This is a genomic window from Blattabacterium cuenoti (assembly GCF_014252435.1).
Lineage (GTDB): Bacteria > Bacteroidota > Bacteroidia > Flavobacteriales > Blattabacteriaceae > Blattabacterium > Blattabacterium cuenoti_X.
Window position 1 is genome coordinate 44,078 of the sequence record NZ_CP059220.1, and the last position, 24,689, is coordinate 68,766.

Here is a 24,689-nt window from a genome sequence, read left to right on the forward strand (position 1 = left end):
TATGATAATACAAATAAAAGTGCCATCTCCTGGTGAATCAGTTACAGAAGTGGAAATTTCTTCATGGTTTGTTCAAAATGGAGATTATGTTCAGAAAGGACAAATTCTAGCCGAAATAGAATCAGATAAAGCTACATTAGAAATTCCTTCGGAATATGATGGATTAATCAAATTTTCCAAAAAAGTTGGAGATAAAATCAAAGTTGGAGATATTTTATGCTATATTGATATTTTAAAAAAAAAAAATAAAGAAAAAATAACAAATAATTATATAGAAAAAAAAATTTCTCCAGCATCGAGAAAAATGTTACAAGAAAAAAAAATATCTTTAGATCTTATAAAAGGAACAGGAAAACATGGAGCTATAACAAAACAAGATTGTATCAATTATGAATTGGAACAAAATTCTTTTCTATCTAACAAAAATCATCAAATAAAAAAAAAAAACATTCGTTTAGAACGAACCACTCCATTATCTTCTCTTAGAAAAAAAATATCTGATCGATTAGTATCGATAAAAAATAAAACAGCATCTCTTACAACTTTTAATGAGGTAGATATGAATGAAATATTTATAATCAGAAAAAGATATAAAGATATTTTTAAAAAAAAACATGGATTAAGCTTAGGTTTTATGTCTTTTTTTACTATTTCTTGTGTTAGATCATTAAAAATGTATCCAGATATAAATGCTATGATTGAAGGTTCTAATAAAGTGAATTTTGAATACTATGATATTAGTATTGCTATATCTGGACCTAAAGGGTTATTTGTACCTGTAATAAAAAATGTAGAATATATGTCTTTTAAGGAAATAGAAAAGGAAATAGATAGATTATCTAAACGAGTGAAAAATGGAAAAATATCCATTAACGAAATGACAGGTGGAACTTTTACTATTACTAATGGAGGAATATTTGGATCTATGTTATCTACTCCAATAATTAATCCACCTCAAAGTGCTATTTTAGGTATGCATCAAATCAAAAATAGAGTTGTCGTAATTAACGGATCTATTCAGATACGTCCTATTATGTATTTAGCTTTAACGTATGATCATAGAATTATTGATGGAAAAGAAGCCGTTGGATTTTTATCATCTATTAAAGAATCAATAGAGAATCCAATTAAATTTCTTATGGGAGGAAAAGTATCAAATATAAATCAAACATTAGATTTATAAAAAAAATGATTTAATATTTATTTCGAATGAAAGGATTTTGCATATTGTTAATTCCCAAATTTATTTTTTTCATTTGCATTTTTATTATTTGTATTTGATTTTGAAACAATTTATTTTTATCCATTTTTTTAACTTCCATTAATAAAATTTTAGCATTTCTTTTGTCCCCTTTTGATAAAGAAGCTATAACCAAATTTAGTTTAGCTATAATAATATTTTGATTAAATTTTAATCCACTATCTAATGCTTTATTCATATAATTTTCTGATTGAAATATATTTTTATTTGAATAAAATATTCCATTTAAAAAATAATAATAAGCTATCTGATTTTTAGTAAGTTGTAATTTAGGATTTTTAATATGTTCTAACCATATTTTTAATCCTTTCATATCACTTTTCGTAATTCTAAAAAATGCCAATATCAAAAATTCATTTCTAAAAATAAAAAAAATTGGAATCATACTTATAAAAAATAAAATAGATCCTAATATGTAATTTTTTTGAAAAAAAAATAAAATAGAAATTAAAAATATTATAAAAAAAAATATGATTTTTGTAATTATTCTCATGTTATATTCTAATTTTGGTTATTTATCCAATTAATAATATCTTTATAATTTGTTTCACACAAAGTATGTTCTGAATTATATTCATTATAACATAAATTATTGGAAGAAACTCCTATTTTATTTAGGATTTTTATACTCTGTCTTGCTAAATTTATAGGAATGATATTATCATATTTTCCGTGAGAAATGAAGAAATCCAAATTATCATAACAATTTGAATTTTTATGTAATTTAGAAAATATGTTATTTTCTACATATCCACTTAATGCAATAATTTTTTTTACTTTTTTGAAATTTTTTAAAGCAATAGCATAACTTAATATAGCTCCTTGACTAAATCCACATAACCAAACATTATGATTATTTAATTGATATTTTTGGATTATATCATTTATCAACATGGATATTTTATCAATAGATACTTTAGCTTGTTCAATATTAATAAATTTTTTTTTATCCGAAAAATCAATATCATACCAATGATATGCATTTTGTTCTTTTTTAAAAAGACCTCTTATACTCACAACAAATAAATTTTTAGGTATATCTTTTGTCATAAAAAAGAGATTATTTTCATTACTTCCGTATCCATGAATCATAAGAAAAAGAGAAGAATCCTTTATAATATTAGATTTTCTCATAATATATTTAATAGAACAATTTTTTTTAGAAAACATTTTATATAATTTTATTTTGTATTTTTAATTTGATATTATAAATATTTAATTTTTTTAAAAGAAACTTCAATTATTGAAAAATATTTATAATATTTTTATGTATTATATATTCGTATACATTGTATATTGAATAAAATATATATTTTAAAAATAAACGATTTTTAATTTAAATTTACTATTTAAAAACTTTATTTAATGAATTTATATGAATATCAGGGAAAAGAAATATTAAAATATTTTTCAATCCATGTTCCTAATGGAATAATGGTAAAAACACCGGAAAAAGCTGTTCAAGCTGCTAAAATTTTATTTCAAAAAACAAATAAAACATCTTTAGTAATTAAAGCTCAAATTCATGCAGGTGGACGAGGTAAGGCAGGTGGAATTAAAATAGTAAAATCATTAGATGACGTATATAAAGAATCTACCAATATGTTAGGAAAATATTTATCTACTCATCAAACTTCTAAAAAAGGAATTCAAGTAAAAAAAATTTTATTATCTGAAGATGTATATAATTCAGAACCTACTCCTCCAATAGAATTATATTTATCAATTTTATTAAATCGTGAAATAGAAAAAAATATTATTCTTTATTCCAAAAAAGGAGGAGTTAATATTGAAGATTTATCAAAAAAAAAACCTAATGAAATATATAAAGAAGAAATTGATCCATTATTAGGATTACAATATTTTCAAATTAGAAAAATAGCTTTTCATTTAGGTATGGATAATAATGATTCATTAAAAAATTTTCAAAATTTTTTAATGAATCTCGTCAAGGCATATCAATATTATAATGCTTTATTAATAGAAATCAATCCATTAATTAAAACATTTGATAATCATATTACACCAATAGATGTAAAAATCATATTAGATGATAATGCGTTATCTCGTCATAAAATGTATAAAAAAAAATATCATTTCTTTAATAAAATCACAGAATCAAGATCAAAACTTAATTTCGTAAAACTTACAGGAGGAAATGTAGGATGTATGGTAAATGGAGCTGGATTAGCCATGGCTACTATGGATATGATCAAATCTTGCGGAGGAATCCCTGCTAATTTTTTGGATATAGGAGGAAATGCTGATAAAAAAAGAGTGGAAAATGCTTTTTCTCTTATAATAAGTGATAAAACGGTGAAAATTGTATTAATTAATATATTTGGAGGTATTGTAAGATGTGATATTGTTGCAAAAGGAATTATTGATTCTTATTCAAAAAAACATAAAAGTTATATAAATCAAATTCCTTTAATTATTCGATTGCAAGGAACAAATGAAAAATTGGCTAAATCAATACTTCAAAATCATTTACTATTAATTTATTATGTTTCTTCTCTAAAAGAAGCTTCGGATAAAATTAAAAATATTTTATTTAATAAGTAAAATATTGATTTTAATATAAATGAAAACATTTTTAATCAACTAATTATTGCATAATAAATATCAATATAAAAAATTGAGGAAAATAATTGATTAAAAAAAATCTTATATATTAAGTTATGTAATGAAAATAATTTGTTTTGAAATATTATTTTTTCATGACCCATATAAAGTTGAAAACAATATATGTACTTATCTATTTTGTTATACATAAGATAGAATAATTTATATCAATTAAAAAATATTTTAATATTCTGATTATTCAATCAGTCTTTAAACAATTATGAAAATTATAATATTACACAATATATATTTGTAATAATGAAATTTTTTACATTATTATTTTTAATAAAATAAATGAACGTCATTAATTTATGAAAATTACATAAAAAATATATTTATATATTATTACTATAATAGATTTGTATCTATCCGAAAAATATTGATATATGATATTTTTTTATGGTTTTTGTTTAAAAATAAAATATAAAAGTAGAAAATTTATTATGATTGATATTTTTTCAAATATGTATATAAATATATTGTGTAATAAATAAATATATATAAAAATTTTATGTTTTATTATATTAATTTGAATAATATTTAAACTAAACATATAATAATAAACGTGTTACAATCTTTTGATTCCTATTTTTTTTTAAAATTAATCAATTCATTATTAGAAGATAATGTAGATAAAATCTTTATTCTTTTAAACCATATTTCTCATAAAGAAATCAACTTTAAAAATTTTTTACATGGACTCATTCATCATTTTAAATGTATTTTTCTATCAAAAAAAAATAAAATAACTTCATTTATCAAATATGATAAAAAAATAATACAACTTTATATTGATCAATCAAAAAAATTATCTTATTTAATGTTGAATCAAGCTATAGAAACTTGTATTCATATAATACATAAAAACGATAATTCTAAATTAATGATAGATATATGCATTATTCAATTATCATATATATTTTCTATACAACATAATAAAGATATAAATGACTTGAATTTAAATGATAAAACTTATTTAGTCCAAATAATTTGGAAAAAATTTATCAATAAAATTCGAGAAAAAATGAATCCTATTTATTTAAATATTTTTGAACGAAGAATTGATTTTCAAATTTTTAATGAAAAAACTTTCTTAGTTTTATCTTCCAAATTAGAAAAAGATGTTGTTATTTTAATTCATCATGAATTTAGAAAATTTGTTCAATACGAATTAAAAAGTTCTTTTTTAAAATTTGGAATAATAAGAAAAAGTATTATGGATAAATATCATTTTTTATATCAAGAAAACAAATTTTTGGAAAATTTAATAAAAAAATTAAATTTAAGAATATTTTGTTCTTTTTCATCATGAAAAAATATATCATTTTTATTTTTTAATAATTATTTGAAATAGTAATTCATTATTTATTAAAGAATATTTTCATATTATTATTTATATAATAATATCGAAAATGATCATAATTTTTTATGGATCTTACGGTATAAAAACAACTAGTAACTTTAGTTCTGATATGAGATCTTCAATTCGTAGTAAAACTCCTATTTTAGATAAATTTGGTAAAGATTTAAATATTATGGGTCTAAATCAAAAGTTAGATCCTGTAATAGGGAGAAATTTAGAATTAGAACGATTAGCTCAAATATTGAGTAGAAGAAAAAAAAATAATCCATTGTTAATAGGAGAACCGGGAGTAGGTAAGTCTGCAATTGTTGAAGGTTTAGCTTTACGAATCGTTCAAAAAAAAATATCTAGAGTACTTTATAATAAACGAATTATAGTTCTAGATTTATCAAATTTAGTAGCAGGAACAAAATATCGAGGTCAATTTGAAGAAAGAATGAAGTCTATTATCAATGAATCGGAAAAAAATCCAGAATTAATTTTATTCATTGATGAAATTCATACTTTAGTTGGAGCAGGAAGTACTACAGGATCATTAGATGCTTCTAATATATTTAAACCAGCATTAGCAAGAGGTGAAATACAATGTATAGGAGCTACGACATTGAATGAATATAGACAATATCTTGAAAAAGATGGAGCATTAGAAAGAAGATTTCAAAAAGTCATGATACATCCATCTTCAGAAAATGAAACTATTGAAATTTTAAAACAAATAAAAGGAAAATACGAAAGCCATCATAATGTTATATATACAGAAAATGCAATCAATACATGTGTTTATCTTACTCAAAGATATATTGTAGATCGATTTTTACCAGATAAAGCAATTGATGCATTAGATGAATCAGGGGCTCGTATTCATATAACAAATATAAAAGTACCTCAAGAAATTATTTCTTTAGAAAAAAAATTAGAAAATGTTCGAAAAGAAAAATCAAAAGTAGTAAAAAATCAAAAATATGAAGAAGCAGCTAAATTACGAGATTCCGAAAAAAATATAGAAAAAGAATTAATTCGTGCTCAAAAAAAATGGGATGAATCTTCTAAAAAGAAAAAAGAAATTGTATATAGCGAGAATGTTGAAAAAGTTGTATCCATGATGAGTGAAATTCCAATTAGTAGAATTGATCAAAATGAAATGAAAAGATTAAAAGAAATGAAAAATAAATTAAAAAAACAAATAATTGGACAAGATGAAGCAGTAGAAAAAATCGTTAAATCTATACAAAGAAATAGAACTGGATTAAGAAATTATAATTCACCTATAGGTTCTTTCATTTTTTTAGGTAAAACTGGAGTAGGAAAAACTTATCTAGCAAAAATATTTTCTCAAGAATTATTTGGTTCAGATGAGTCATTAGTTCGTATTGATATGAGTGAATATCAAGAACGTCACTCAATCAGTAGATTAATAGGAGCACCTCCAGGATATGTAGGACATGAAGAAGGTGGACAACTAACAGAAACTATACGTCGTAGACCTTATGCTATCATATTATTAGATGAAATAGAAAAAGCTCATCATGATATTTTCAACTTATTATTACAAATATTAGATAATGGATTTATTACAGATAGTATAGGAAGAAAAGTAAATTTTAAAAATACCGTATTTATTCTTACATCCAATATTGGAATACAACAATTGAGAGAATTTGGTACTGGCATTGGATTTAATACTAAAGCTAAAAAACATGATGATTCTACAAAATATATATTAAAACGTTCTTTAAAACAACAATTTTCTTATGAGTTTTTAAATAGAATAGATGATATTATTATTTTTAATTCTTTAAAAGAACAAGATATATATAATATAACTATTATAGAATTAAAAAAAATAATTGATTATATGATGTCATTTATGCAATGTCAACTTATTATATCTAATAATGTTCAATATTTTATACAAAAAAAAGGATTTCATCATGAATATGGAGTCCGTCCTTTAAAAAGAGCAATAGAAGAATTTATAAAAAATCCTATATCGGAATGTATTATAAATGGAAAATTAAAAATAGGACATAAAATTTCTATAGAAATGAATCATACAAAAAATGATACAATTGCTATTATTCAGAAAATATGAATGTAAAAAATAAAATTAATATTATTGAAAAAACATTAGATCTTTTATATCCTAATCCAACTATTAGTTTATACTATACTAATGAGTATACATTATTACTTGCAATTATACTAACTGCAAAAAGCAAAGAAAAAAGAGTAAATCATATTACAAAAGAATTATTTAAAATAATAAGTTCTCCATTAGATTTTATCAATTTAGATAGCAAAATAATCAAACATCATATACGACATATAGGTTTATACAATAAAAAATATAAAAGTATATATAATTTGTCCATTATTTTAATAAAAAAATATAAAAAATGTATTCCTAAAAACATAATAGATCTTGAAAAATTACCTGGAGTTGGACACAAAACTGCTTCTGTTTTTTTATCTTATATATCTGATAATAACTTTTTTTTTCCTATTGATACTCATATACACAGACTAATGAAACGTTGGAAATTAAGTTGTGGTAGCAATGTAAAAAAAACTGAAAAAGATGCAAAATATTTTTTTGCCAAAAAAAATTGGAAAAAACTACATATTCAAATGATTCTTTATGGTCGAACTTATTCTCCTTCAAGAAAATGGATCATTAAGAATGATATCATTTATCAAAAATTACTGCATTATAATTTATTGTAATTTGTTTTCAAAATGGAAGATCATCAAAATCATCAGATGACAAAGGAGAAGAAGGAACGGATGAAGATTTTTTTGCAAGGTCTTTTTTCTCTATTTTCCATCCTTGAATAGAATTAAAATATTTTTTGATTCCTTCAGAATTAGTCCACTCTCTACCTCTAATATTAATAAATACTTTTATTTTTTCACATAATTTTATATGAGTTAATAAGTCAGTTTTATCTTGTATAAATTCGATTAATATATTCTGAGAATAAGGACCTTCTGTTTGAATTACCATTTCTCTTTTTTTAAATCCACTATCAAATTTTTGAAGATCAAAAATTTTTTTAACTTCTCCTATTATTTCCATAAATAATTATTTTTTTTGAATTTTTTTATTATTTTTTTTTCTAAATGCTTCACCAATTTTGTTGGATATATTAAATGAAGTTATCATATTATTTAACATATCATTAGCAGATCCTGGATTATTAGGCAATAAAATCATATTTGTATTTCCTTTTTCTCCCATAGATTGCAATGTATCATAGTGTTGGGTCACGACAATTAATGCTGATGCTTCTTGGGAATTAATTCCTACATTATTCAATACTTCTACAGATTCTAAAATTCCTCTAGCAATTTCTCTTCTTTGATCTGCAGTTCCTTTTCCTTGTAATTTTTTACTTTCAGCTTCAGCTTTGGCTTTTGCTACAATTTTTATTCTTTCAGCTTCAGCCTTATATTCAGCTGCTACTTTTTCTCTTTCAGCAGTGTTAATCCGATTCATAGCTTGTTTTACTTGATCATCAGGATCTAGATCTGTTACTAATGCTTTGATAATAGAATATCCATAATCTAACATAGCTTCTTTTAATTCACCTTTAACAGCAGAAGCTATATGATCTTTACGTTCAAAAACATCATCTAAACGCATTTTAGGAACCTCAGCTCGAACTACATCAAATATATAAGAAGTAATTTGAGAATGAGGATTATCTAATTTATAAAAAGCATCAAATACTTTATGTTGAATTACCTTAAATTGAACAGATACTTTCACTTTTACAAAAACATTATCTTTAGTTTTTGTATCTACTAAAACATCCAGTTGTTGTATTTTTAATGTTAATTTTCCTTCTATATTATCTAAGAAAGGAATTTTAAAATTTAAACCAGCATGTCTAATACTGTGAAATTTTCCCATTCTTTCAACAATAGCAGATGTTTGTTGGTTAACTATAAAAACAAAATTTGAGAAAAAAGATAGAAATAAAAGAATAACTAATATACTATAAAATAATAAACTAAAAATACTCATATTTAAATAATTTTATAATAAACCTAATTCTAAACGTGCCTCTTCACTCATAAATTCTTTAGACCAAGGTGGATCAAACGTTAAAATAACATCTACTTTTTTTACTGTTTTTATACATTCAATTTTTTGTTTTACTTCCATAGGCAAATTATCTATAACTGGACAATTAGGAGAAGTTAATGTCATAATTATTTTTACATTATTTTTACTGGAAATTTGAATATCATAAATTAATCCAAGTTCATAAATATCTATAGATATTTCTGGATCATATATATTTTTTAATGTAGATATAATTTTATCCTCTAAAGAACAACTGTTTTGATTTTTTTCCATTATTTATTTTTCTTTTTTTAACAAAGTTCCATTTCGATCAAAATATCGAATAGGATATCCTAATTTTTTTATGAAATGAAGGATTTTTTTCATATTTCCTAAAATAAACATTCTTCCATTTTTCATATCAAAAAATTTTTTACATGATCGATGAATGTCTTTTTCAGTTACGGATTCAACTTTATTTAAATAATTTTTAAAAAATCCAGATGGAAGATTATTTTTTAATTCACAAATAAATAAATCTTGTATTCTTTCAGGATATTCTAAATTTAGAATAAATTGTCCAATAATTTCTTTCTTTTTAATATCTAATTCTTCTTTTGAAACTTGTTTATCTACCAATTTCTTGATTTCAGATATAATTGTTTTGACCGCTTCATATGTCACATCGTATCCAACAGTAGTTATAACTGAAAACTTACCAATATATTGATCAGATTCTAAGCTAGAATGAATATCATAAGTGAATCCTTTTTCTTCTCTGATTATTGAAAATAATCTACTTTGAGGTCCTTCACCTAATATTCCATTTGCTAAAATAGAAGGAATATAATCAGAGTCACTTTTTTCTAGATTCACAGGTTTTCCTATACAAATATAAGATTGATTTACAAAAGGAAAATCAATTACATTGACTTCAAATTGACTAGGTTTATTATTCAAAGAAAATTTAGGTATAGGTTCATATTGATAAATCTTTTTTTTCCATTCAGAAAAAAATTCATTACAAAGATTTTGTGCTTCTTTTTTAGAAATATCTCCAACAAAAGAAAGATAAAAATTATTTGGAACGTAATATTTCTCATGCAATTTTTTTAAATCATGAATAGTAATATTTTTGATAGTATCTATAGTTTCACTTTCTCCATAAGGATGATTTTTTCCATAAAAACATAGATTACTAATCTTTTGTAAAATACAATTTGGTTCTTTATCGGAAAGACGAATTGTTGCATTTCTTTGTTTTACTATTTTATTAAATTCTTTATAATTATCAAATTTTGAATGGATTAAAATATCACTTAAAATATGTAAAGATTTTTGTAGATATTTTTTCATAGTAAAAATTGAACTTTCATGAAAATATGTATATAAATCTATACCTAGATAATCTACTATGTTTTCTAATTGTTCTTTTGAATAGTGCAAACTACCTGCACGAAGCATAGTCCCAAATATATTTTTTATACCTGTTTTTTCTTGTTCTAAAAATGGAATATATTCTAATTCTGCTGATACCCTTACTAATGGTAATTTAGTATGTTCAATGACTAATATTTTTAATCCATTTTTCATGGAAAAAAAATCAGGATCTTTCCAATTGATAGAAATATTTTTTTGATTATTATGTTTAATATTAGATTGTATTTGCATTCTATGAATTTTATTTTTCTTTTCTAACATAGTTTGAAAAATGAATCCAATAAAATTGGATGTAAAATAAGTTTATTTGTAAAATTTTGGAACATTATATAAACGAACTCTACTATTTTTATCTAAATATTGATTAGCTATTCTTTTTATATCATCTACTGAAATTTTTTTGTAGTTTTCAATATCCGTATTAATTAAATTTATATCATCAAAATAAACGTGATAATGAAGTAATTTAGAATTTATTTTATTCATAGAATTATTTTCAGAAATTAAATTTTTTTCAATAATATTTTTATATTTTTCTAATTCATATTCAGTTAATTCTTGATTTTTTAATTTTTCAATTTCTTGATCAAATTCACTTGTTAACTCATCTAAACTTACTCTAGGATTGGGTAGTCCATATATAGTAAAAATTCCATATTCTTCCATGGTTTCTGATAATGGTCCAACATAAGAAGCTAGTTGTTTGGAATTGACTACATTTTGAACGATTCTAGAACTTTCTCCTAAAAGAAGGATATAATGGATCATTTCTAATACATATGAATCATAATGATTCATTTCAGGAACTCTATATGATAAAAATACAGCGGGTATTTGCACATTTTCATCTTTAATCAAAGAATATATTTCTTCTTTTATTGGTTGTTCAATAATTTTCTTTTTTATATCCATATTTTTCATTTCTTTTGGAATAAAATCAAAATATTTATGAACAAGGTTGATTGCCTCATTTATATTTAAATCACCAGATATTGCTATTGTAGCATTATTTGGAACATAATATGTGTCATAAAAATCTAAAAAATCTTTTTCTGTCGAAGAATTAATATCTTTTTCAAATCCAATAATTGGATATCTATATGGATGTTTTTTAAAAAGTAAAGAAGGTATTATTTCTGAAATGGTTTTTGCATACGGAATATTTTTCACACGCATACTATTTTCTTCTTTTACCACTTTTTTTTGTGTTTCAATACTTATTTGATTTACTTGAGCATGAAACATTCTTTCAGATTCTAACCATAATGCTAAATCTAATTTATTTGATGGTAATAATTCATAATAATAAGTTTGGTCATGATTAGTATATGCATTATTTTGACCTCCATTAGATGCAATATATTTGAAAAATTCTCCTCTTTTTACATTTTTTGTACCTTCAAACATAAGATGTTCAAAAAAATGAGCAAATCCTTTTTTTCCTTTATCTTCATCTTTACTTCCTACATGATATAGAACCGCTACAGAAATGATAGGATGAGTACAATCTTGATGGATGAGTAGATTCATTCCATTTTGAAATGTTTCTTTTGTGAATTTAATTTTTTTCAATTTATTATATTTCAGATTTTTTAATCATATAATCATTCATAAAAAAATAAAAATGATTTTTTAAACGATACATATTTAAAAAAATCAATTTGGGAATTTACAATTTTTTTATCCAAAAAATGGTATTTTTTTATTTTATTTTGTACATACTATAAAACATATGGAAATATGAATTCATTCTTACTATGAATAAAAAACAAATACTCATCCTTTTTATTTTTTTTCAATGTTTATTTTTTTCAAACATAAAATCTGAAAATGTTTTCAATGGAAATGCTGAAAATGGAAAAGATTTATTTAAAAAAAATTGTACATCATGTCATTCGATAGAATTAGAAAAAAAAATGATTGGTCCTGCTTTATCAGGAATAACAACCAAAAGAAGTCGTGAATGGTTACATAAATGGATAAAAAATAATAAATCTTTAAGAGAAAGTGGTGATAAAGAAGCTCAATCAATTTATAAAGAATATGGTAATATAGAGATGAATTCATTCCCCAAATTATCCGAACAAGAAATAGATGATATTCTTTTTTTCACTAAAAAACCACTTCCTATAAAAGAGGAAAAAAAAATTACCAATCAAAACAACTTTCATCCAAAATTCGAAGAAATAGAAGAAAAGAACTTTTTAACAAAATTATTTATATTTTGTTTCGGAATTTTATTTGTTATATTAACTTGGACTTTGTATAAAGTTCAAATATTAATCAGATTAATTAATGAAAAAAAAGAGAAATCTTTTATAGAACATACTAATTTTTTCGTACATATTTTATACAAAAAAATTTTAGGTCGAAAAAAAATAAGTTGGTATCTTTTTTCTTCTTTATTGATTGTTTTTATAATATTAAGTATTTATGGAATGTGGAGTTTTGCAATGAAAATTGATGTAAATAAAGGATATGAGCCAAGTCAACCTATTTATTTTTCTCATAAAATTCATTCCGGAATTAATAAAATTGATTGTCAATATTGTCATTCTTCTGCTAAATATGGAAAAGTTGCTGGAATTCCATCTACAAATATTTGTATGAATTGTCATATTACTATTGATCAATACAAAGGTAATTATATAGAAGTCGGAAAAACTCGAGATGAATACAATAAAGAAATTCATAAAATTTATCATTCAATAGGATGGAATTCAGAAACAAGAAAATATATTAACAAAAAATATCCTATAAAATGGATAAGAATTCATAATATGCCTGATTTTGTATATTTCGATCATTCACAACATATTATTTCTGGCAATAAATCAATTAAAAATTTCAAAAAAGTAGATTTAATTTGTAATGCTTGTCATGGAAAAGTTCAAGAAATGGATCAAATAAAAATGACAGAAGATTTTACCATGGAATGGTGTATTACTTGTCATAGGAATGTATCGATTGATCAAAACAATCAATACTATAAAAAATATTTTTTAAATAAAAAAACAAATCCTGAAAAAATAACGGTAGATATGATTGGCGGGACTGAATGTGCTAAATGTCATTATTAATTCATTATTTTAATTAAATATTTATGAAATCAAATAAAAAAAAAGATATTGAAAACATAAAAAAATTTTTTAATATAAAAAGTTCTCGAAGAGATTTCCTAAAATGGATAGGATTTAGTACTGCATCAGTTACATTGGCAGCTTGCAAAGGTCCCGTTATTAAATCCATTCCTTATGTGACGAAACCAGAGCAAATAACTCCAGGTGTACCTAATTATTACGCTTCAACGATGGTTGATTCTTTTGATATGGGATGTGTTTTAGTAAAAACAAGAGAAGGTCGTCCTATAAAAATAGAACCAAATAAAAATTCAAGATATTTTAATACCACTTCAGTGAGAAAACAATCTTCTTTATTATCTATTTACGATGAAGAAAGATTAAAACATCCATATTTGAAAAATAAAAAATGTTCTTGGAACAAATTAGATAATTATGTTATTTCACATTTAAAAAATATTGATCAAAAAAATCAAGATATTTTTATTTTATCTTCTTCTTTTTCAAGTTTTTCTACAAAAAAAATATTTCAAGAATTTCAAAAAAAGTATAAAAAATCTCAATGGATTACGTATGATGCAATTTCATATTCTAAAGTTTTAAATGCTGCAAACAATATTTTTGGAACTCGCGCTATTCCTTTTTTCAATTTAGAACGAACAAATTTAATTATATCATTTGATGCTGACTTTTTATCAGATTGGAGTCCAGAAAATATAGAAAAATATTATACAAAAAATAGAAATCCAGAAAAATCGATGTCTCAACATATCCAAATAGAAAGTAATATGACTATTACTGGAGCTAATGCAGATATACGGATTCCAAAAAAACCTTCTGAGATTAAAAAAATATTAATTGAAGTTTATCAAAAAATTTTGTTTGGTTCCAAACCAAAAAATGATCATGCACAACAAATATCCAATTTAATAATTCAAAAAGGATCAAAAAGTGTTATTTTTGCAGATGGAGATCAAGAAACTTATGAATTATCTTTTTTAATTAACCAAAAAATTAATAGTAATTCTTTAAAAGAAAAAATTTTTATTTTTTTAAAAGAAAGCAATGATGAAAAATTTTATGAATTTCTAAACAAATTAGAAATGAATAATGTAGGAGCTTTATTTATTCATGATACAGATCCTATTTATAGTCTTCCTAAGAATATTCGAGATATATTCAAAAATAATATTAAAAAAATTCCATTAAAAGTTTTATTTTCAATGAAAAGAAATGAAACAAGTAATTTTGTAGATATTTTAGCATCAACACCTCATTGGCTGGAATCTTGGGGAGATGTCAACCCATGTTCAGATTATTATACATTAATTCAACCTACAATATCATCTATTTTCGATACTAGACAATTTCAAGATTCTTTAATGATTTGGTCAGATATCAAAGAAAAAAATTATTATGAATATCTCAAAAAAACTTGGGAAAAATATATTATACCCAAATCATTAGATCAATATTCTTTTAATAAAGCTTTATATTATGGTTTTCTAAAAACGTTTTCAAATAAAAAAAAAATCAATAATACAAAAGAAATAGTTTACAATAAATACAGAAAAAAAATAAATTATCCAAAAATTAAAAATCATAATAAATTTGAACTAAAATTATATACAAAAATAGGAATTGGAGATGGATATCAATATAATAATCCATGGCTACATGAATTTCCAGATCCTATTACACGTACAACTTGGGATAATTATTTAACAATATCGTATTTTGATGCAAAAAAAATAAAATTAAATAACTGGAAATCAATGGATGGATCTTTAAATGGAAATTGTGTAAATATCATCCAAGATGATGAAATTTTCATTCAAGATCTTCCTATTTTTATTCAGCCTGGACAGACTATAGGTACTCTGGGTTTAGCATTTGGATATGGAAAAAAAATGGGTAAATTTTATATTGGAAAAAATTCATATACAATTTATAAAAATTTTAATTCAATTCAAAAAAATATCAAAATTCAAAAAACATTGAAAATTCATAAATTTGCATGTGTTCAATTACAAAATACAACAGTAGGAAGAGATATTATTAAAGAAACAAACATAAATACTTTTCATACCAAAGAAGCAGATATATGGAATAAAAAAGAAAAAATATATACCCATGAAGGATTTGTTCCATTGGATAAAATTAGTTCATATTTAAATAAGAAAAAAAAAGAATATAAAGGACATCATTTTAACTTATCAATAGATCTTAATGCATGCATTGGTTGTGGATCTTGTGTTATAGCATGTCATTCGGAAAATAATGTTCCTATTGTAGGAAAAGATGAAGTATCTAAATTTCGAGATATGCATTGGATTCGTATTGATAGATATTATTCTCATAATAAAATGAAAAATAAAAAAAATTCTAGCTATGTAAAAGAAGATTCAGAAAATGAAATAATTCAATATCCAAAAGTATCTTTTCAACCTGTAATGTGTCAACATTGCGAAAATGCTCCTTGTGAACCTGTATGTCCTGTAGGAGCTACTACTCATGGAAAACAAGGACAAAATATGATGACTTATAACCGTTGTATTGGAACACGATATTGTGCTAATAATTGTCCATATAAAGTAAGACGTTTTAATTGGTTTAATTATTCGAATAATTCAAAATTTGATTTTTACATGAATAATAATTTAGGAAAAATGATTCTTAATCCTGATGTAGTTGTTAGAACTAGAGGGGTTATGGAAAAATGTTCTTTATGTATACAAAGAACACAATTCACGATAAATAATGCAAAAAAAGAAAATAAAATAATAAAAGATGAAGAATTTGAAACAGCTTGTAGTATATCTTGTCCAACTAAAGCCATTACTTTTGGAGATATTAATGATAAAACAAGTGTAATTTCTAATAAAATTAAAGATAAAAGATCTTATAAACTTCTTGAATTTATAGGAATTAATCCTAATGTAACCTATCTTATGAAGATAAGAAATAATAAAGAATAAAATAAATTCAATATGTTAGAAAATCGTCAAAATATAGTTATAAGAAAACGATTAATATTAGGAAATAAAACCATAAAAGAGATTACTAATGATATTCTATCTCCTATAGAAAAAAAACCTGGTACATTATGGTGGATTTCCTTATTATTTTCATTTTTTGCCTTTTTTTGGGGATTGTGTTGTATTATTTATACAATTTCTACAGGAATTGGAGTATGGGGTCTAAATAAAACAATTAATTGGGCTTGGGATATTACAAATTTTGTATGGTGGGTTGGGATTGGACATGCAGGGACCTTAATTTCAGCTGTTTTATTATTATTTCGTCAAAAATGGAGATTATCAATTAATCGATCTGCAGAAGCTATGACGATTTTTGCTGTAATACAAGCTGGGTTATTCCCTATAATTCATATGGGAAGACCATGGAATGCTCACTGGGTTTTACCTATTCCTAACCAGTTTGGATCATTATGGCCTAATTTTAATTCTCCATTATTATGGGATGTTTTTGCTATTAGTACATACTTTTCTGTATCAACAGTTTTTTGGTACATGGGGTTAATTCCAGATTTTGCTATGGTACGTGATAGAATAACAAACCCTTTTCAAAAGAAAATATATACTATTTTAAGTTTTGGTTGGAGTGGAAGTGCAAAAGAATGGCAAAGATTTGAAGAAATATCTTTAGTATTAGCAGGATTGTGTACTCCATTAGTTTTTTCTGTTCATACTATAGTTTCTTTTGATTTTTCTACTTCTGTTATTAAAGGATGGCATAGTACTATATTTCCACCTTACTTTGTAGCAGGTGCAATCTTTTCAGGATTTGCGATGGTACAAACATTATTAGGTGTTGCAAGAAAAGTTCTACATCTAGAAGATTATATAACGAGGGATCATATTGAATATATGAATATGATTATTCTTTTCACAGGAGGAATAGTTATTTTAGCGTATATTTCCGAATATATTCTTGCATGGTATTCTAGTAATATTTTTGAAAAATTTATTTATTTTTCTAAAAAAGCGTCTCAAGGACCATTTTGGTGGGCTTTTTGGGCTTTAATTATTTGCAATGTTATTATTCCTCAATTGTTATGGATAAAAACTATACGTAGAAGTTTTTTCTGTTCTTATTTAATAGCTTTTATTATAAATATTGGTATGTGGTTTGAAAGATTTGATATTATTGTGTTAAATCTCAGTCATGACTACCTACCTTCATCTTGGACTGGTTTTATTCCTTCATTTGTAGATGTAGGTATTTTTATAGGAACAATTGGTTTATTTTTTGTATTATATTTGCTTTATATACGTACTTTCCCAGTAATTTCTCAATCAGAGTTAAAAACAATATTAAAAGAACCTGAAAATTGTTCTAGTAAATGAATCATTATATGTTTTATATACAAATATTATATGATAACGAAAATTTACTTGTAAATAGTATTCAAAATTTATTAAATAAAAAGAAAAAAAATGTAAAAATACATAATGTTTATTCTCCATATCCTATTCATCATATGGAAAAATTAATCCATTTAAAAGAAACAAAATTATCATTTTTATCCTTTTTATATGGATTATTAGGTTTTTCCATTGCAAGTATTTTAACTTGGTACACTATGATTTTTGATTGGCCTCAAAATATAGGTGGAAAACCTTCTTACTCATGGATTCAAAATGTTCCCTCTTTTATTCCTGTAATATTTGAAGTATCAATATTTTTTTCTGCACATTTCATGTGTATCACATATTTAATTCAATGTAAATTATTTCCTGGTTCTATTTCAAAAAATCCAGATAAAAGAACTACTGATAATATGTTTCTTATAGAAATATATAGTGAACAAGAACAAAAAGTAAAAGAGTTAACATATTTTTTTAAACAAAACGGAGCAAAAGAAATAAATATAAAAAAAATACAAAATGTATGAAAAATTTATTTTTTATTTTTATAAAAATATGGATGTTTTCTTTTTTATTCATTTCTTGTAGTTCTTATAAAAAAAAAGTGACTCCTAGTAGAGTATATATGCCTGATATGTATTATTCAGATGCATATGAACCATATTCTGATCCAAATTTCGAATACAATAAAAAAAATAAAAAAATAGAAATTCCTATCTTTTCTAAAGAAAAAACATCTGCACTTATACCTGTACCACATACTATTTCTAGAGAAAATGAATATGAAAAAATTTCATATTTTATTTCAGAAAAAGGATTGAATTATTCTAAAAAAATCAATCACTCTCCTATTATAAATTCCAAAAATAATCAAAAAATAATTAATGAAGGAAAGCTTTTATACAAAATCAATTGTTCTATATGTCATGGTGATAAAGGAAATGGACAAGGTATATTAGTGAAAAATGAAAAAATTTTTGGAATACCAGATTATAAAGATAGGGATCTTACGGTTGGTAGTGTATATTATGTAATTACATATGGAAAAAATAATATGAATTCTTATGCATCTCAATTAAATAAAATTGATCGATGGAAAACATCTGAATATGTCATGTATTTAAAAAATAAATAAAAAAATGCGTCTATTTTTTCAAAAAGAAAAAAAAATAATCCGTTGTATTATTATATTGGGGCTATTATTGATTTTATTTCATAAATGTTATCGACTATTTTTTGATAGTGAAAAAAATTTTATTACTTTCTTGAAAGAAGAAAGTATTTGGTATGGATTTTACATTTCTATTTTTTATTTTATTTCTATATCTATAGGATCATTTTTATTTCTCACAATACAAAATGTTTCAAAATCAGGATGGTCTACTATCATTCATCCTATTATGGAGGAAATTTCTCATTTTATTCCCTATGGATTTACCATGATTTTTTTCATACATATGTTGTGTATTACCAATAATATTCATATGTTCCATTGGATGGATCCATTTGTATATGATATTACTTCATCGAAATATGATGAAATGATTGCGAGTAAAAGAATATTTCTAAATAAACCATTTTTTATCATCAGAAACATTATTTATATAATAATTATTAATTTTTTTTATTTCCAAATAACTAGATTATCTAAGAAAATGAATATATCGTTTTCTATAAAAAAATATAACAAAATATTTTTTATGTCCGTTTTGTTTATCATACTATTTTCTGTAATATCTATTTTTATGTCGTGGGATTGGATCATGTCATTAAACCCACATTGGTTTAGTTCATTATTTGAATGGTATGTATTATCCCATTTTTTAACTACTGGCATAGGAATGATTATTATAGTATCCTTATATCTAAATAAAAAAGGTTTTTTTCCACTATTTAATAATAATCACTTACATGATTTAAGTAAATATTTATTTTCAAGTAATTTATTATGGACTTATTTATGGTTTTCTCAATTTGTTTTATATTGGTATGGTAATATACCAGAAGAAATTTATTATTTCATCAAGAGAGAAAAATTATATTATTTTATTCATTTTTGGATTCTAATACCTAATTTTATCATTCCATTTTTTCTGTTGATGAGCAAAAAAAATAAAATTAATTCAAAAATTGTATTCACTGTATCTTTTATCACACTTATTGGCCATTATATCGATATTTATCATCTAATAGCTCCAGATATAAATCATAAAATAAATTTTTGGATACAAGATATAGGTTTCTTTTTATTGATAGGAGGAATATTTATTTATATATTGGTTCTCAATTTAGAAAAAAAAAGATATTGTCAATATCCTATAGGAAATCCTTTTTTTAAAGAAAGTAAAAATTATAAAAATCCTCATATATAAAAATAGTTTGCATTAAATTTATTTTATTTTTTTAACAAAATTCATGATTGACTTATTTGATCCAAAAATTGTTAAAACATCATTTTTTTCTATAGTTGTATCACCTGTTACTAACCCAATCACTTTTCTTGTTAAACTATTTTTTTTATATTCAGTTTTATTGATATCTCGTATGATTGTTATGAGAGATACAGAATAATTTTTTGTTAATTTTAAACTTTTTACTTTTTCTCCATTAAAAGAAGAAGGAGAAAATACTTCTGCAATAGAATGCTCATTATCTACTCTAAAATAGTCTAATGCATAATTAAAGGATATTTGTTTAGTCAATCTATAAGCAGCATCTTGTTCTGGATGTATTACGTCGTTAATACCCATAGCTTCCAATATAGTATCATGTATTCTTGATAATGATCGACTAATAATACGAAGATGTTTATATTTATTTTTTAAAATAGCAGTTGTAACAATAGATGAACCTTCATTTTCACCTATAGCTATAATACCTAAATTGGCTTGTTGTATTGGTAAAACGTCATAAGCTTCTTCATTATTTGCATCCATGCATACAACATCAGCAATGTGATCTCTTAATAAATTAACTTTCTCCATTTTATGATCTATTCCAAAAACTTCATGACCATTATCAGTTAAATTAATAGCTAAAGATCTTCCAAAATTTCCTAATCCAATAATTACAATTTTCATATTTTATGTTATGTGATCATCAATTAATAATAATATTTCCTTTTGGAAATTTATAATAATGATGATAATGAATTCTATTTTTTCTTAATAAACTAATCATAACATTAAAAATTCCTATTCTTCCCAATAACATAAGAAAAATTAATACAAATTTACTACCATTAGACAAATAAGGGGTTATACCTAAAGATAATCCAGTTGTTGAAAAAGCAGAAAATACTTCAAATGAAATTGATAAAATATCTTTTTTAGGATCTAAAAATAGAATAATCAAAATACTAATATAATTGACAATGAGAGATAACATAATAATTGAGAAAGATAAACGAATATCTTCATAAGATATTTCTCTTTTTTTTATTTCTAAACGATATTTTCCTTTAGATAAAGAAAAAATATTCATTAATGATAAAGCAAAAGTACTTGTTTTGATCCCTCCACCTGTCGATGCAGGTGATGCACCTACCCACATGAAAAAAATAGTAACTAGAATAGTTATTGGATTCATTGTATTCATATCCATAACATGAAATCCAGCTGTTCTTGATGCAGCTGAAGAAAAAAAAGAAATAACTAACTTTCCAAAAAATGAAGAATGTTCTGATATAGCATTACTATATTCACTGATATAATAAAAAATAGTTCCAAAAAAAAGAAAAAAAAAAGTTGTAATCACAACGATTTGAGTATTTAAAGTTACTATATGAACAGGATTTCGTATATTTTGATTTCTAAAAATTTTATAAAAATATTTTTTCAATATTAACCATATATATGTAAAAAAATTAAATAATATATTAAATCCTATTCCTCCTAATATCAATAATAAAGCAATAATCAAATGGAATAAATAATTAAATCTCACAGAATAAGAATAAAGCCCTTTACTCATAGTTGAAAAACCTCCATTACAAAAGGCAGATATAGAATGAAAAATAGAAAAAAATATAGGATTATTGATTTCTATTTTTAGATTATTACTATTTTTAATAGAAAAATATATTAATACTGTACCTAATCCTTCTAATAAAATGGTTAATAATACGACCTTTACTGCGAAAGAAAGAACATTATTTGTTGTTTTCATATTTAAAAAATTACTAATAAAAACAGATTCTTTAAAAGAAAATCCATTTCGAAAAAAATAACTAATAAAAGATGTGATAGTTAAGATACCTAACCCTCCTAATTCTATTAATATTAAAATAATTATTTTACCTAAATGAGTAAAATCTTTAGAAGTATCTAAGACTACTAAACCTGTTACACATACGGCACTAGTAGATGTAAATAATGCATCTATAAATGATATGTTTTTTTCAGTAGTAGATGCTGGAAGCATTAATAATATAGAACCTAAAAAAATAAGAAAAATAAAACTAGTAATAAATATGAAAATAGGATTATGTATTTTTATATATATTATTCGTACAAAATACGTAATACGAACTAACATATGTAAAATTAAACTTATGAATAAGTAAATTTTTTCGTCATAAAAATGATTTTCTTTTTTACAAAAAAAAGATAGAAAAATATGAAATAAAATAGGAATACATAGCATTATAAATGATAAAAAAGTCATAGATTTATAACTACTTGTATTTTGTTTTCCAAAAAAAATAATAATATGTAAAATACTTAAAAAGGATATAATTCCTATTAAAAATTCTATTGTAAAAATTTTATAATGTAATTTACTCCATCCTAAATAAATGATTATATAAATAAATATAATCGGAGTTGTAAAATCAAAAATATCTTTTATTCTAATTTTTCTCATTATAAATATATAGGAATATATTTTTCTAAATCAATAAATTCTTTTTTACAAAATTTAATGTAAGAAATAGCTGCCATATTTTTTGCAGATGGAAAATTACTAAAAAAGTATTTTTTTTGAAGTAATGAAACATTGTTTTCTGGAAAATTTATGTTTCCTATGTAATAAATGTTTTCATGATTTTTAGTTATTTGAAAAAAACTTTTTTCATATTTATTTATAGAAATCGAATTTATTCTTTTTTTAAAATTATTATATAAAGAAGTATAAAAAAATCCTTTTTTAGCATATATCATTGGAATAATAAATCCATTTTTTATATTTATTTCTTGAACTAAAATAGTTAATGAATTCATTGTCAACATAGGAATACCTAAAGAAATACAAAAACCCTTTGCAGAAGATGATCCTATTCTTAAAGAAGAATAAGAACCTGGTCCTTTACTGACACATACAGAATCTAATTTTTTAATATTAATATTAGAAATATCCAAAATATATTGAATAAAATTATGCAATTTTTCTGAATGTAAATATTGCTCTGAATGTTCTTCTATATAAGCTAAACATTTTCCATTTTTAGCAATACTTACAGAACAATTATTTGTAGAAGTTTCTAAATTTAGAATTAAAGACATAAAAAACAGTTTTGTTCAAGAAAACAAAATAAAACATTAATTGAAAAAATGATCAAAGAAAAAAAAATAATAAAACATATTGTATCCTGGTTAAAAAAATACATTAAAAAATCCAAATTAAATGGATTTATTGTTGGAATATCTGGTGGAATAGATTCTTCAGTCACCTCATATTTAACAGCTATGACTCAATATCCAACAATAGTATTAGAAATAATTATAGGGAAAAAAAAATACAAAACATTATCTCAAAAACATGCTGAATTTTTAATATCAAAATTTTCTAATGTTCGTTTTTTACAAAAAGATATAGATTCATTATTTGATTTTTTTTGTGAAAATATTATTTCTAATATTAGTCAAAACAAAAAAAACAAAAAAAATATGTTAGCATTGGCTAATTTAAAATCTCGTATATACATGTTAATTTTATACTATTACGCTAATATAAATAACTTTTTAGTAGTTGGAACTGGAAATAAAATAGAAGACTTTGGAATTGGATTTTTTACAAAATATGGAGATGGAGCTGTAGATATTCATCCAATAGCTGATCTTTATAAAAGTGAAATTAATATTCTTGCAAAAGAACTCAATATTATAAGGGAAATTCAAGAAGCTAAACCAACTGATGGATTATGGGAGGACCAACGTTCAGATGAAGATCAATTGGGAGCAAATTATAAAGATTTAGAATGGGCTATGATAAATGAAAATAAACAAAATAATTTTGTTTCTAAAAAAGAACATCGAATAATAAAATTATATAAAAAACTACATAAAAAAAATCAACATAAAATGATATCCATTCCTGTATGTAAAATACCATTTTGTTTGAAACAAGAAAAAATAAAAATAACATAAAATTTCTATAATAGAATATGGTTTTCGTAACTTTATTTTGGATCATGATTGTATGATCATAGAAAAAAAATCAAAAAAAGAATAGTGAAAATGTT

Annotated in this window: 22 protein-coding genes; 12 read left to right on the top strand and 10 right to left on the bottom strand. The window is 23.1% G+C overall.

Features of this window, described 5'->3' with window-relative positions:
• Position 1 precedes the first annotated feature (1 nt).
• Complete coding sequence (odhB, locus tag H0H35_RS00190) at positions 2-1,183, top strand: 2-oxoglutarate dehydrogenase complex dihydrolipoyllysine-residue succinyltransferase (protein ID WP_185882965.1); 1,182 nt, start codon at positions 2-4, stop codon at positions 1,181-1,183.
• A gap of 10 nt (positions 1,184-1,193) precedes the next feature.
• On the opposite strand, the gene H0H35_RS00195 is transcribed toward odhB, so the two are convergent.
• Together H0H35_RS00195 and H0H35_RS00200 are read right to left on the bottom strand one after the other, a co-directional pair.
• Complete coding sequence (locus H0H35_RS00195) at positions 1,194-1,574, bottom strand: hypothetical protein (protein ID WP_238892334.1); 381 nt, start codon at positions 1,572-1,574, stop codon at positions 1,194-1,196.
• Positions 1,575-1,762: 188 nt separating this feature from the next.
• Entirely contained in the window at positions 1,763-2,431 is a 669-nt protein-coding gene (locus H0H35_RS00200; RefSeq protein WP_185882967.1) for an alpha/beta hydrolase, read from the bottom strand.
• A 195-nt stretch (positions 2,432-2,626) separates the two neighbouring features.
• Here H0H35_RS00200 and sucC point away from each other — a divergent pair, with 195 nt between their 5' ends.
• From sucC to H0H35_RS00220, 4 genes are all read left to right on the top strand, one after another.
• Positions 2,627-3,826 (top strand): ADP-forming succinate--CoA ligase subunit beta, encoded by a 1,200-nt coding sequence (gene sucC, locus H0H35_RS00205; RefSeq protein ID WP_185882968.1) that lies wholly within the window; start codon positions 2,627-2,629, stop codon positions 3,824-3,826.
• 625 nt (positions 3,827-4,451) lie between these two features.
• Positions 4,452-5,198 (top strand): hypothetical protein, encoded by a 747-nt coding sequence (locus tag H0H35_RS00210; protein WP_185882969.1) that lies wholly within the window; start codon positions 4,452-4,454, stop codon positions 5,196-5,198.
• 100 nt (positions 5,199-5,298) lie between these two features.
• Complete coding sequence (locus tag H0H35_RS00215) at positions 5,299-7,341, top strand: ATP-dependent Clp protease ATP-binding subunit (protein ID WP_238892335.1); 2,043 nt, start codon at positions 5,299-5,301, stop codon at positions 7,339-7,341.
• Positions 7,338-7,973: an endonuclease III domain-containing protein gene (locus H0H35_RS00220; protein WP_185882970.1), complete on the top strand. Its 636-nt coding sequence runs from the start codon at positions 7,338-7,340 to the stop codon at positions 7,971-7,973. Before H0H35_RS00215 ends, H0H35_RS00220 begins: the two co-directional genes overlap by 4 nt.
• Before the next feature lie 7 nt (positions 7,974-7,980).
• Here H0H35_RS00220 and H0H35_RS00225 read toward each other — a convergent pair whose 3' ends face one another.
• From H0H35_RS00225 to H0H35_RS00245, 5 genes are read right to left on the bottom strand one after another with little or no spacing between them, the layout of a single operon-like run.
• Positions 7,981-8,325 carry a DUF3127 domain-containing protein gene (locus tag H0H35_RS00225; RefSeq protein ID WP_185882971.1) on the bottom strand — a complete coding sequence of 115 codons (345 nt, stop codon included), beginning with the start codon at positions 8,323-8,325 and terminating at the stop codon, positions 7,981-7,983.
• 6 nt (positions 8,326-8,331) lie between these two features.
• Positions 8,332-9,276 (bottom strand): SPFH domain-containing protein, encoded by a 945-nt coding sequence (locus tag H0H35_RS00230; RefSeq protein WP_185882972.1) that lies wholly within the window; start codon positions 9,274-9,276, stop codon positions 8,332-8,334.
• 12 nt (positions 9,277-9,288) lie between these two features.
• Positions 9,289-9,612 (bottom strand): iron-sulfur cluster assembly protein, encoded by a 324-nt coding sequence (locus H0H35_RS00235; RefSeq protein ID WP_185882973.1) that lies wholly within the window; start codon positions 9,610-9,612, stop codon positions 9,289-9,291.
• 3 nt (positions 9,613-9,615) lie between these two features.
• Complete coding sequence (locus tag H0H35_RS00240; RefSeq protein WP_238892336.1) at positions 9,616-11,019, bottom strand: M16 family metallopeptidase; 1,404 nt, start codon at positions 11,017-11,019, stop codon at positions 9,616-9,618.
• Positions 11,020-11,061: 42 nt separating this feature from the next.
• Positions 11,062-12,330: a M16 family metallopeptidase gene (locus H0H35_RS00245; RefSeq protein ID WP_238892338.1), complete on the bottom strand. Its 1,269-nt coding sequence runs from the start codon at positions 12,328-12,330 to the stop codon at positions 11,062-11,064.
• Between the two features lie 185 nt (positions 12,331-12,515).
• On the opposite strand from H0H35_RS00245, the gene H0H35_RS00250 reads away from it, so the two are divergent.
• From H0H35_RS00250 to H0H35_RS00275, 6 genes are all read left to right on the top strand, one after another.
• The gene (locus tag H0H35_RS00250) at positions 12,516-13,838 is read left to right on the top strand and encodes a c-type cytochrome (protein WP_185882974.1); all 1,323 of its coding nucleotides are present in this window, start codon (positions 12,516-12,518) and stop codon (positions 13,836-13,838) included.
• Between the two features lie 23 nt (positions 13,839-13,861).
• A complete protein-coding gene (locus H0H35_RS00255) occupies positions 13,862-16,816 on the top strand; it encodes a 4Fe-4S dicluster domain-containing protein (RefSeq protein WP_185882975.1) in 2,955 nt (984 codons plus the stop codon).
• A 12-nt stretch (positions 16,817-16,828) separates the two neighbouring features.
• Positions 16,829-18,208 (top strand): NrfD/PsrC family molybdoenzyme membrane anchor subunit, encoded by a 1,380-nt coding sequence (gene nrfD / locus H0H35_RS00260; RefSeq protein WP_185882976.1) that lies wholly within the window; start codon positions 16,829-16,831, stop codon positions 18,206-18,208.
• Positions 18,205-18,756, top strand: a complete 552-nt coding sequence (locus H0H35_RS00265; RefSeq protein WP_185882977.1) for a DUF3341 domain-containing protein — start codon at positions 18,205-18,207, stop codon at positions 18,754-18,756. Before nrfD ends, H0H35_RS00265 begins: the two co-directional genes overlap by 4 nt.
• Positions 18,753-19,364 (top strand): c-type cytochrome, encoded by a 612-nt coding sequence (locus tag H0H35_RS00270; protein WP_185882978.1) that lies wholly within the window; start codon positions 18,753-18,755, stop codon positions 19,362-19,364. Before H0H35_RS00265 ends, H0H35_RS00270 begins: the two co-directional genes overlap by 4 nt.
• A gap of 130 nt (positions 19,365-19,494) precedes the next feature.
• The gene (locus tag H0H35_RS00275; RefSeq protein WP_238892339.1) at positions 19,495-20,601 is read left to right on the top strand and encodes a hypothetical protein; all 1,107 of its coding nucleotides are present in this window, start codon (positions 19,495-19,497) and stop codon (positions 20,599-20,601) included.
• A gap of 18 nt (positions 20,602-20,619) precedes the next feature.
• Here H0H35_RS00275 and H0H35_RS00280 read toward each other — a convergent pair whose 3' ends face one another.
• Genes H0H35_RS00280 through tsaB form a run of 3 tightly spaced genes read right to left on the bottom strand, consistent with a single transcriptional unit; the run spans position 20,620 to position 23,730 of the window.
• On the bottom strand, positions 20,620-21,309 hold the full coding sequence (locus H0H35_RS00280; protein ID WP_185882980.1) for a potassium channel family protein: 690 nt from the start codon (positions 21,307-21,309) through the stop codon (positions 20,620-20,622).
• A gap of 19 nt (positions 21,310-21,328) precedes the next feature.
• Positions 21,329-23,092 carry a TrkH family potassium uptake protein gene (locus H0H35_RS00285; protein ID WP_185882981.1) on the bottom strand — a complete coding sequence of 588 codons (1,764 nt, stop codon included), beginning with the start codon at positions 23,090-23,092 and terminating at the stop codon, positions 21,329-21,331.
• The gene (tsaB, locus tag H0H35_RS00290) at positions 23,092-23,730 is read right to left on the bottom strand and encodes a tRNA (adenosine(37)-N6)-threonylcarbamoyltransferase complex dimerization subunit type 1 TsaB (RefSeq protein WP_185882982.1); all 639 of its coding nucleotides are present in this window, start codon (positions 23,728-23,730) and stop codon (positions 23,092-23,094) included. Before tsaB ends, H0H35_RS00285 begins: the two co-directional genes overlap by 1 nt.
• Before the next feature lie 48 nt (positions 23,731-23,778).
• Here tsaB and nadE point away from each other — a divergent pair, with 48 nt between their 5' ends.
• Positions 23,779-24,594 carry an NAD(+) synthase gene (gene nadE, locus H0H35_RS00295; RefSeq protein WP_185882983.1) on the top strand — a complete coding sequence of 272 codons (816 nt, stop codon included), beginning with the start codon at positions 23,779-23,781 and terminating at the stop codon, positions 24,592-24,594.
• The last annotated feature ends 95 nt before the right edge of the window (positions 24,595-24,689 follow it).

Excerpts from the sequence above, each read along its gene's own strand:
- odhB (WP_185882965.1), top strand. The coding sequence starts at position 2 with ATGATAATACAAATAAAAGTGCCATCTCCTGGTGAATCAGTTACAGAA.
- H0H35_RS00195 (WP_238892334.1), bottom strand. The coding sequence starts at position 1,574 with ATGAAAGGATTAAAAATATGGTTAGAACATATTAAAAATCCTAAATTA.
- H0H35_RS00200 (WP_185882967.1), bottom strand. The coding sequence starts at position 2,431 with ATGTTTTCTAAAAAAAATTGTTCTATTAAATATATTATGAGAAAATCT.
- sucC (WP_185882968.1), top strand. The coding sequence starts at position 2,627 with ATGAATTTATATGAATATCAGGGAAAAGAAATATTAAAATATTTTTCA.
- H0H35_RS00215 (WP_238892335.1), top strand. The coding sequence starts at position 5,299 with ATGATCATAATTTTTTATGGATCTTACGGTATAAAAACAACTAGTAAC.
- H0H35_RS00220 (WP_185882970.1), top strand. The coding sequence starts at position 7,338 with ATGAATGTAAAAAATAAAATTAATATTATTGAAAAAACATTAGATCTT.
- H0H35_RS00225 (WP_185882971.1), bottom strand. The coding sequence starts at position 8,325 with ATGGAAATAATAGGAGAAGTTAAAAAAATTTTTGATCTTCAAAAATTT.
- H0H35_RS00230 (WP_185882972.1), bottom strand. The coding sequence starts at position 9,276 with ATGAGTATTTTTAGTTTATTATTTTATAGTATATTAGTTATTCTTTTA.
- H0H35_RS00235 (WP_185882973.1), bottom strand. The coding sequence starts at position 9,612 with ATGGAAAAAAATCAAAACAGTTGTTCTTTAGAGGATAAAATTATATCT.
- H0H35_RS00240 (WP_238892336.1), bottom strand. The coding sequence starts at position 11,019 with ATGTTAGAAAAGAAAAATAAAATTCATAGAATGCAAATACAATCTAAT.
- H0H35_RS00250 (WP_185882974.1), top strand. The coding sequence starts at position 12,516 with ATGAATAAAAAACAAATACTCATCCTTTTTATTTTTTTTCAATGTTTA.
- H0H35_RS00255 (WP_185882975.1), top strand. The coding sequence starts at position 13,862 with ATGAAATCAAATAAAAAAAAAGATATTGAAAACATAAAAAAATTTTTT.
- nrfD (WP_185882976.1), top strand. The coding sequence starts at position 16,829 with ATGTTAGAAAATCGTCAAAATATAGTTATAAGAAAACGATTAATATTA.
- H0H35_RS00265 (WP_185882977.1), top strand. The coding sequence starts at position 18,205 with ATGAATCATTATATGTTTTATATACAAATATTATATGATAACGAAAAT.
- H0H35_RS00270 (WP_185882978.1), top strand. The coding sequence starts at position 18,753 with ATGAAAAATTTATTTTTTATTTTTATAAAAATATGGATGTTTTCTTTT.
- H0H35_RS00280 (WP_185882980.1), bottom strand. The coding sequence starts at position 21,309 with ATGAAAATTGTAATTATTGGATTAGGAAATTTTGGAAGATCTTTAGCT.
- H0H35_RS00285 (WP_185882981.1), bottom strand. The coding sequence starts at position 23,092 with ATGAGAAAAATTAGAATAAAAGATATTTTTGATTTTACAACTCCGATT.
- tsaB (WP_185882982.1), bottom strand. The coding sequence starts at position 23,730 with ATGTCTTTAATTCTAAATTTAGAAACTTCTACAAATAATTGTTCTGTA.
- nadE (WP_185882983.1), top strand. The coding sequence starts at position 23,779 with ATGATCAAAGAAAAAAAAATAATAAAACATATTGTATCCTGGTTAAAA.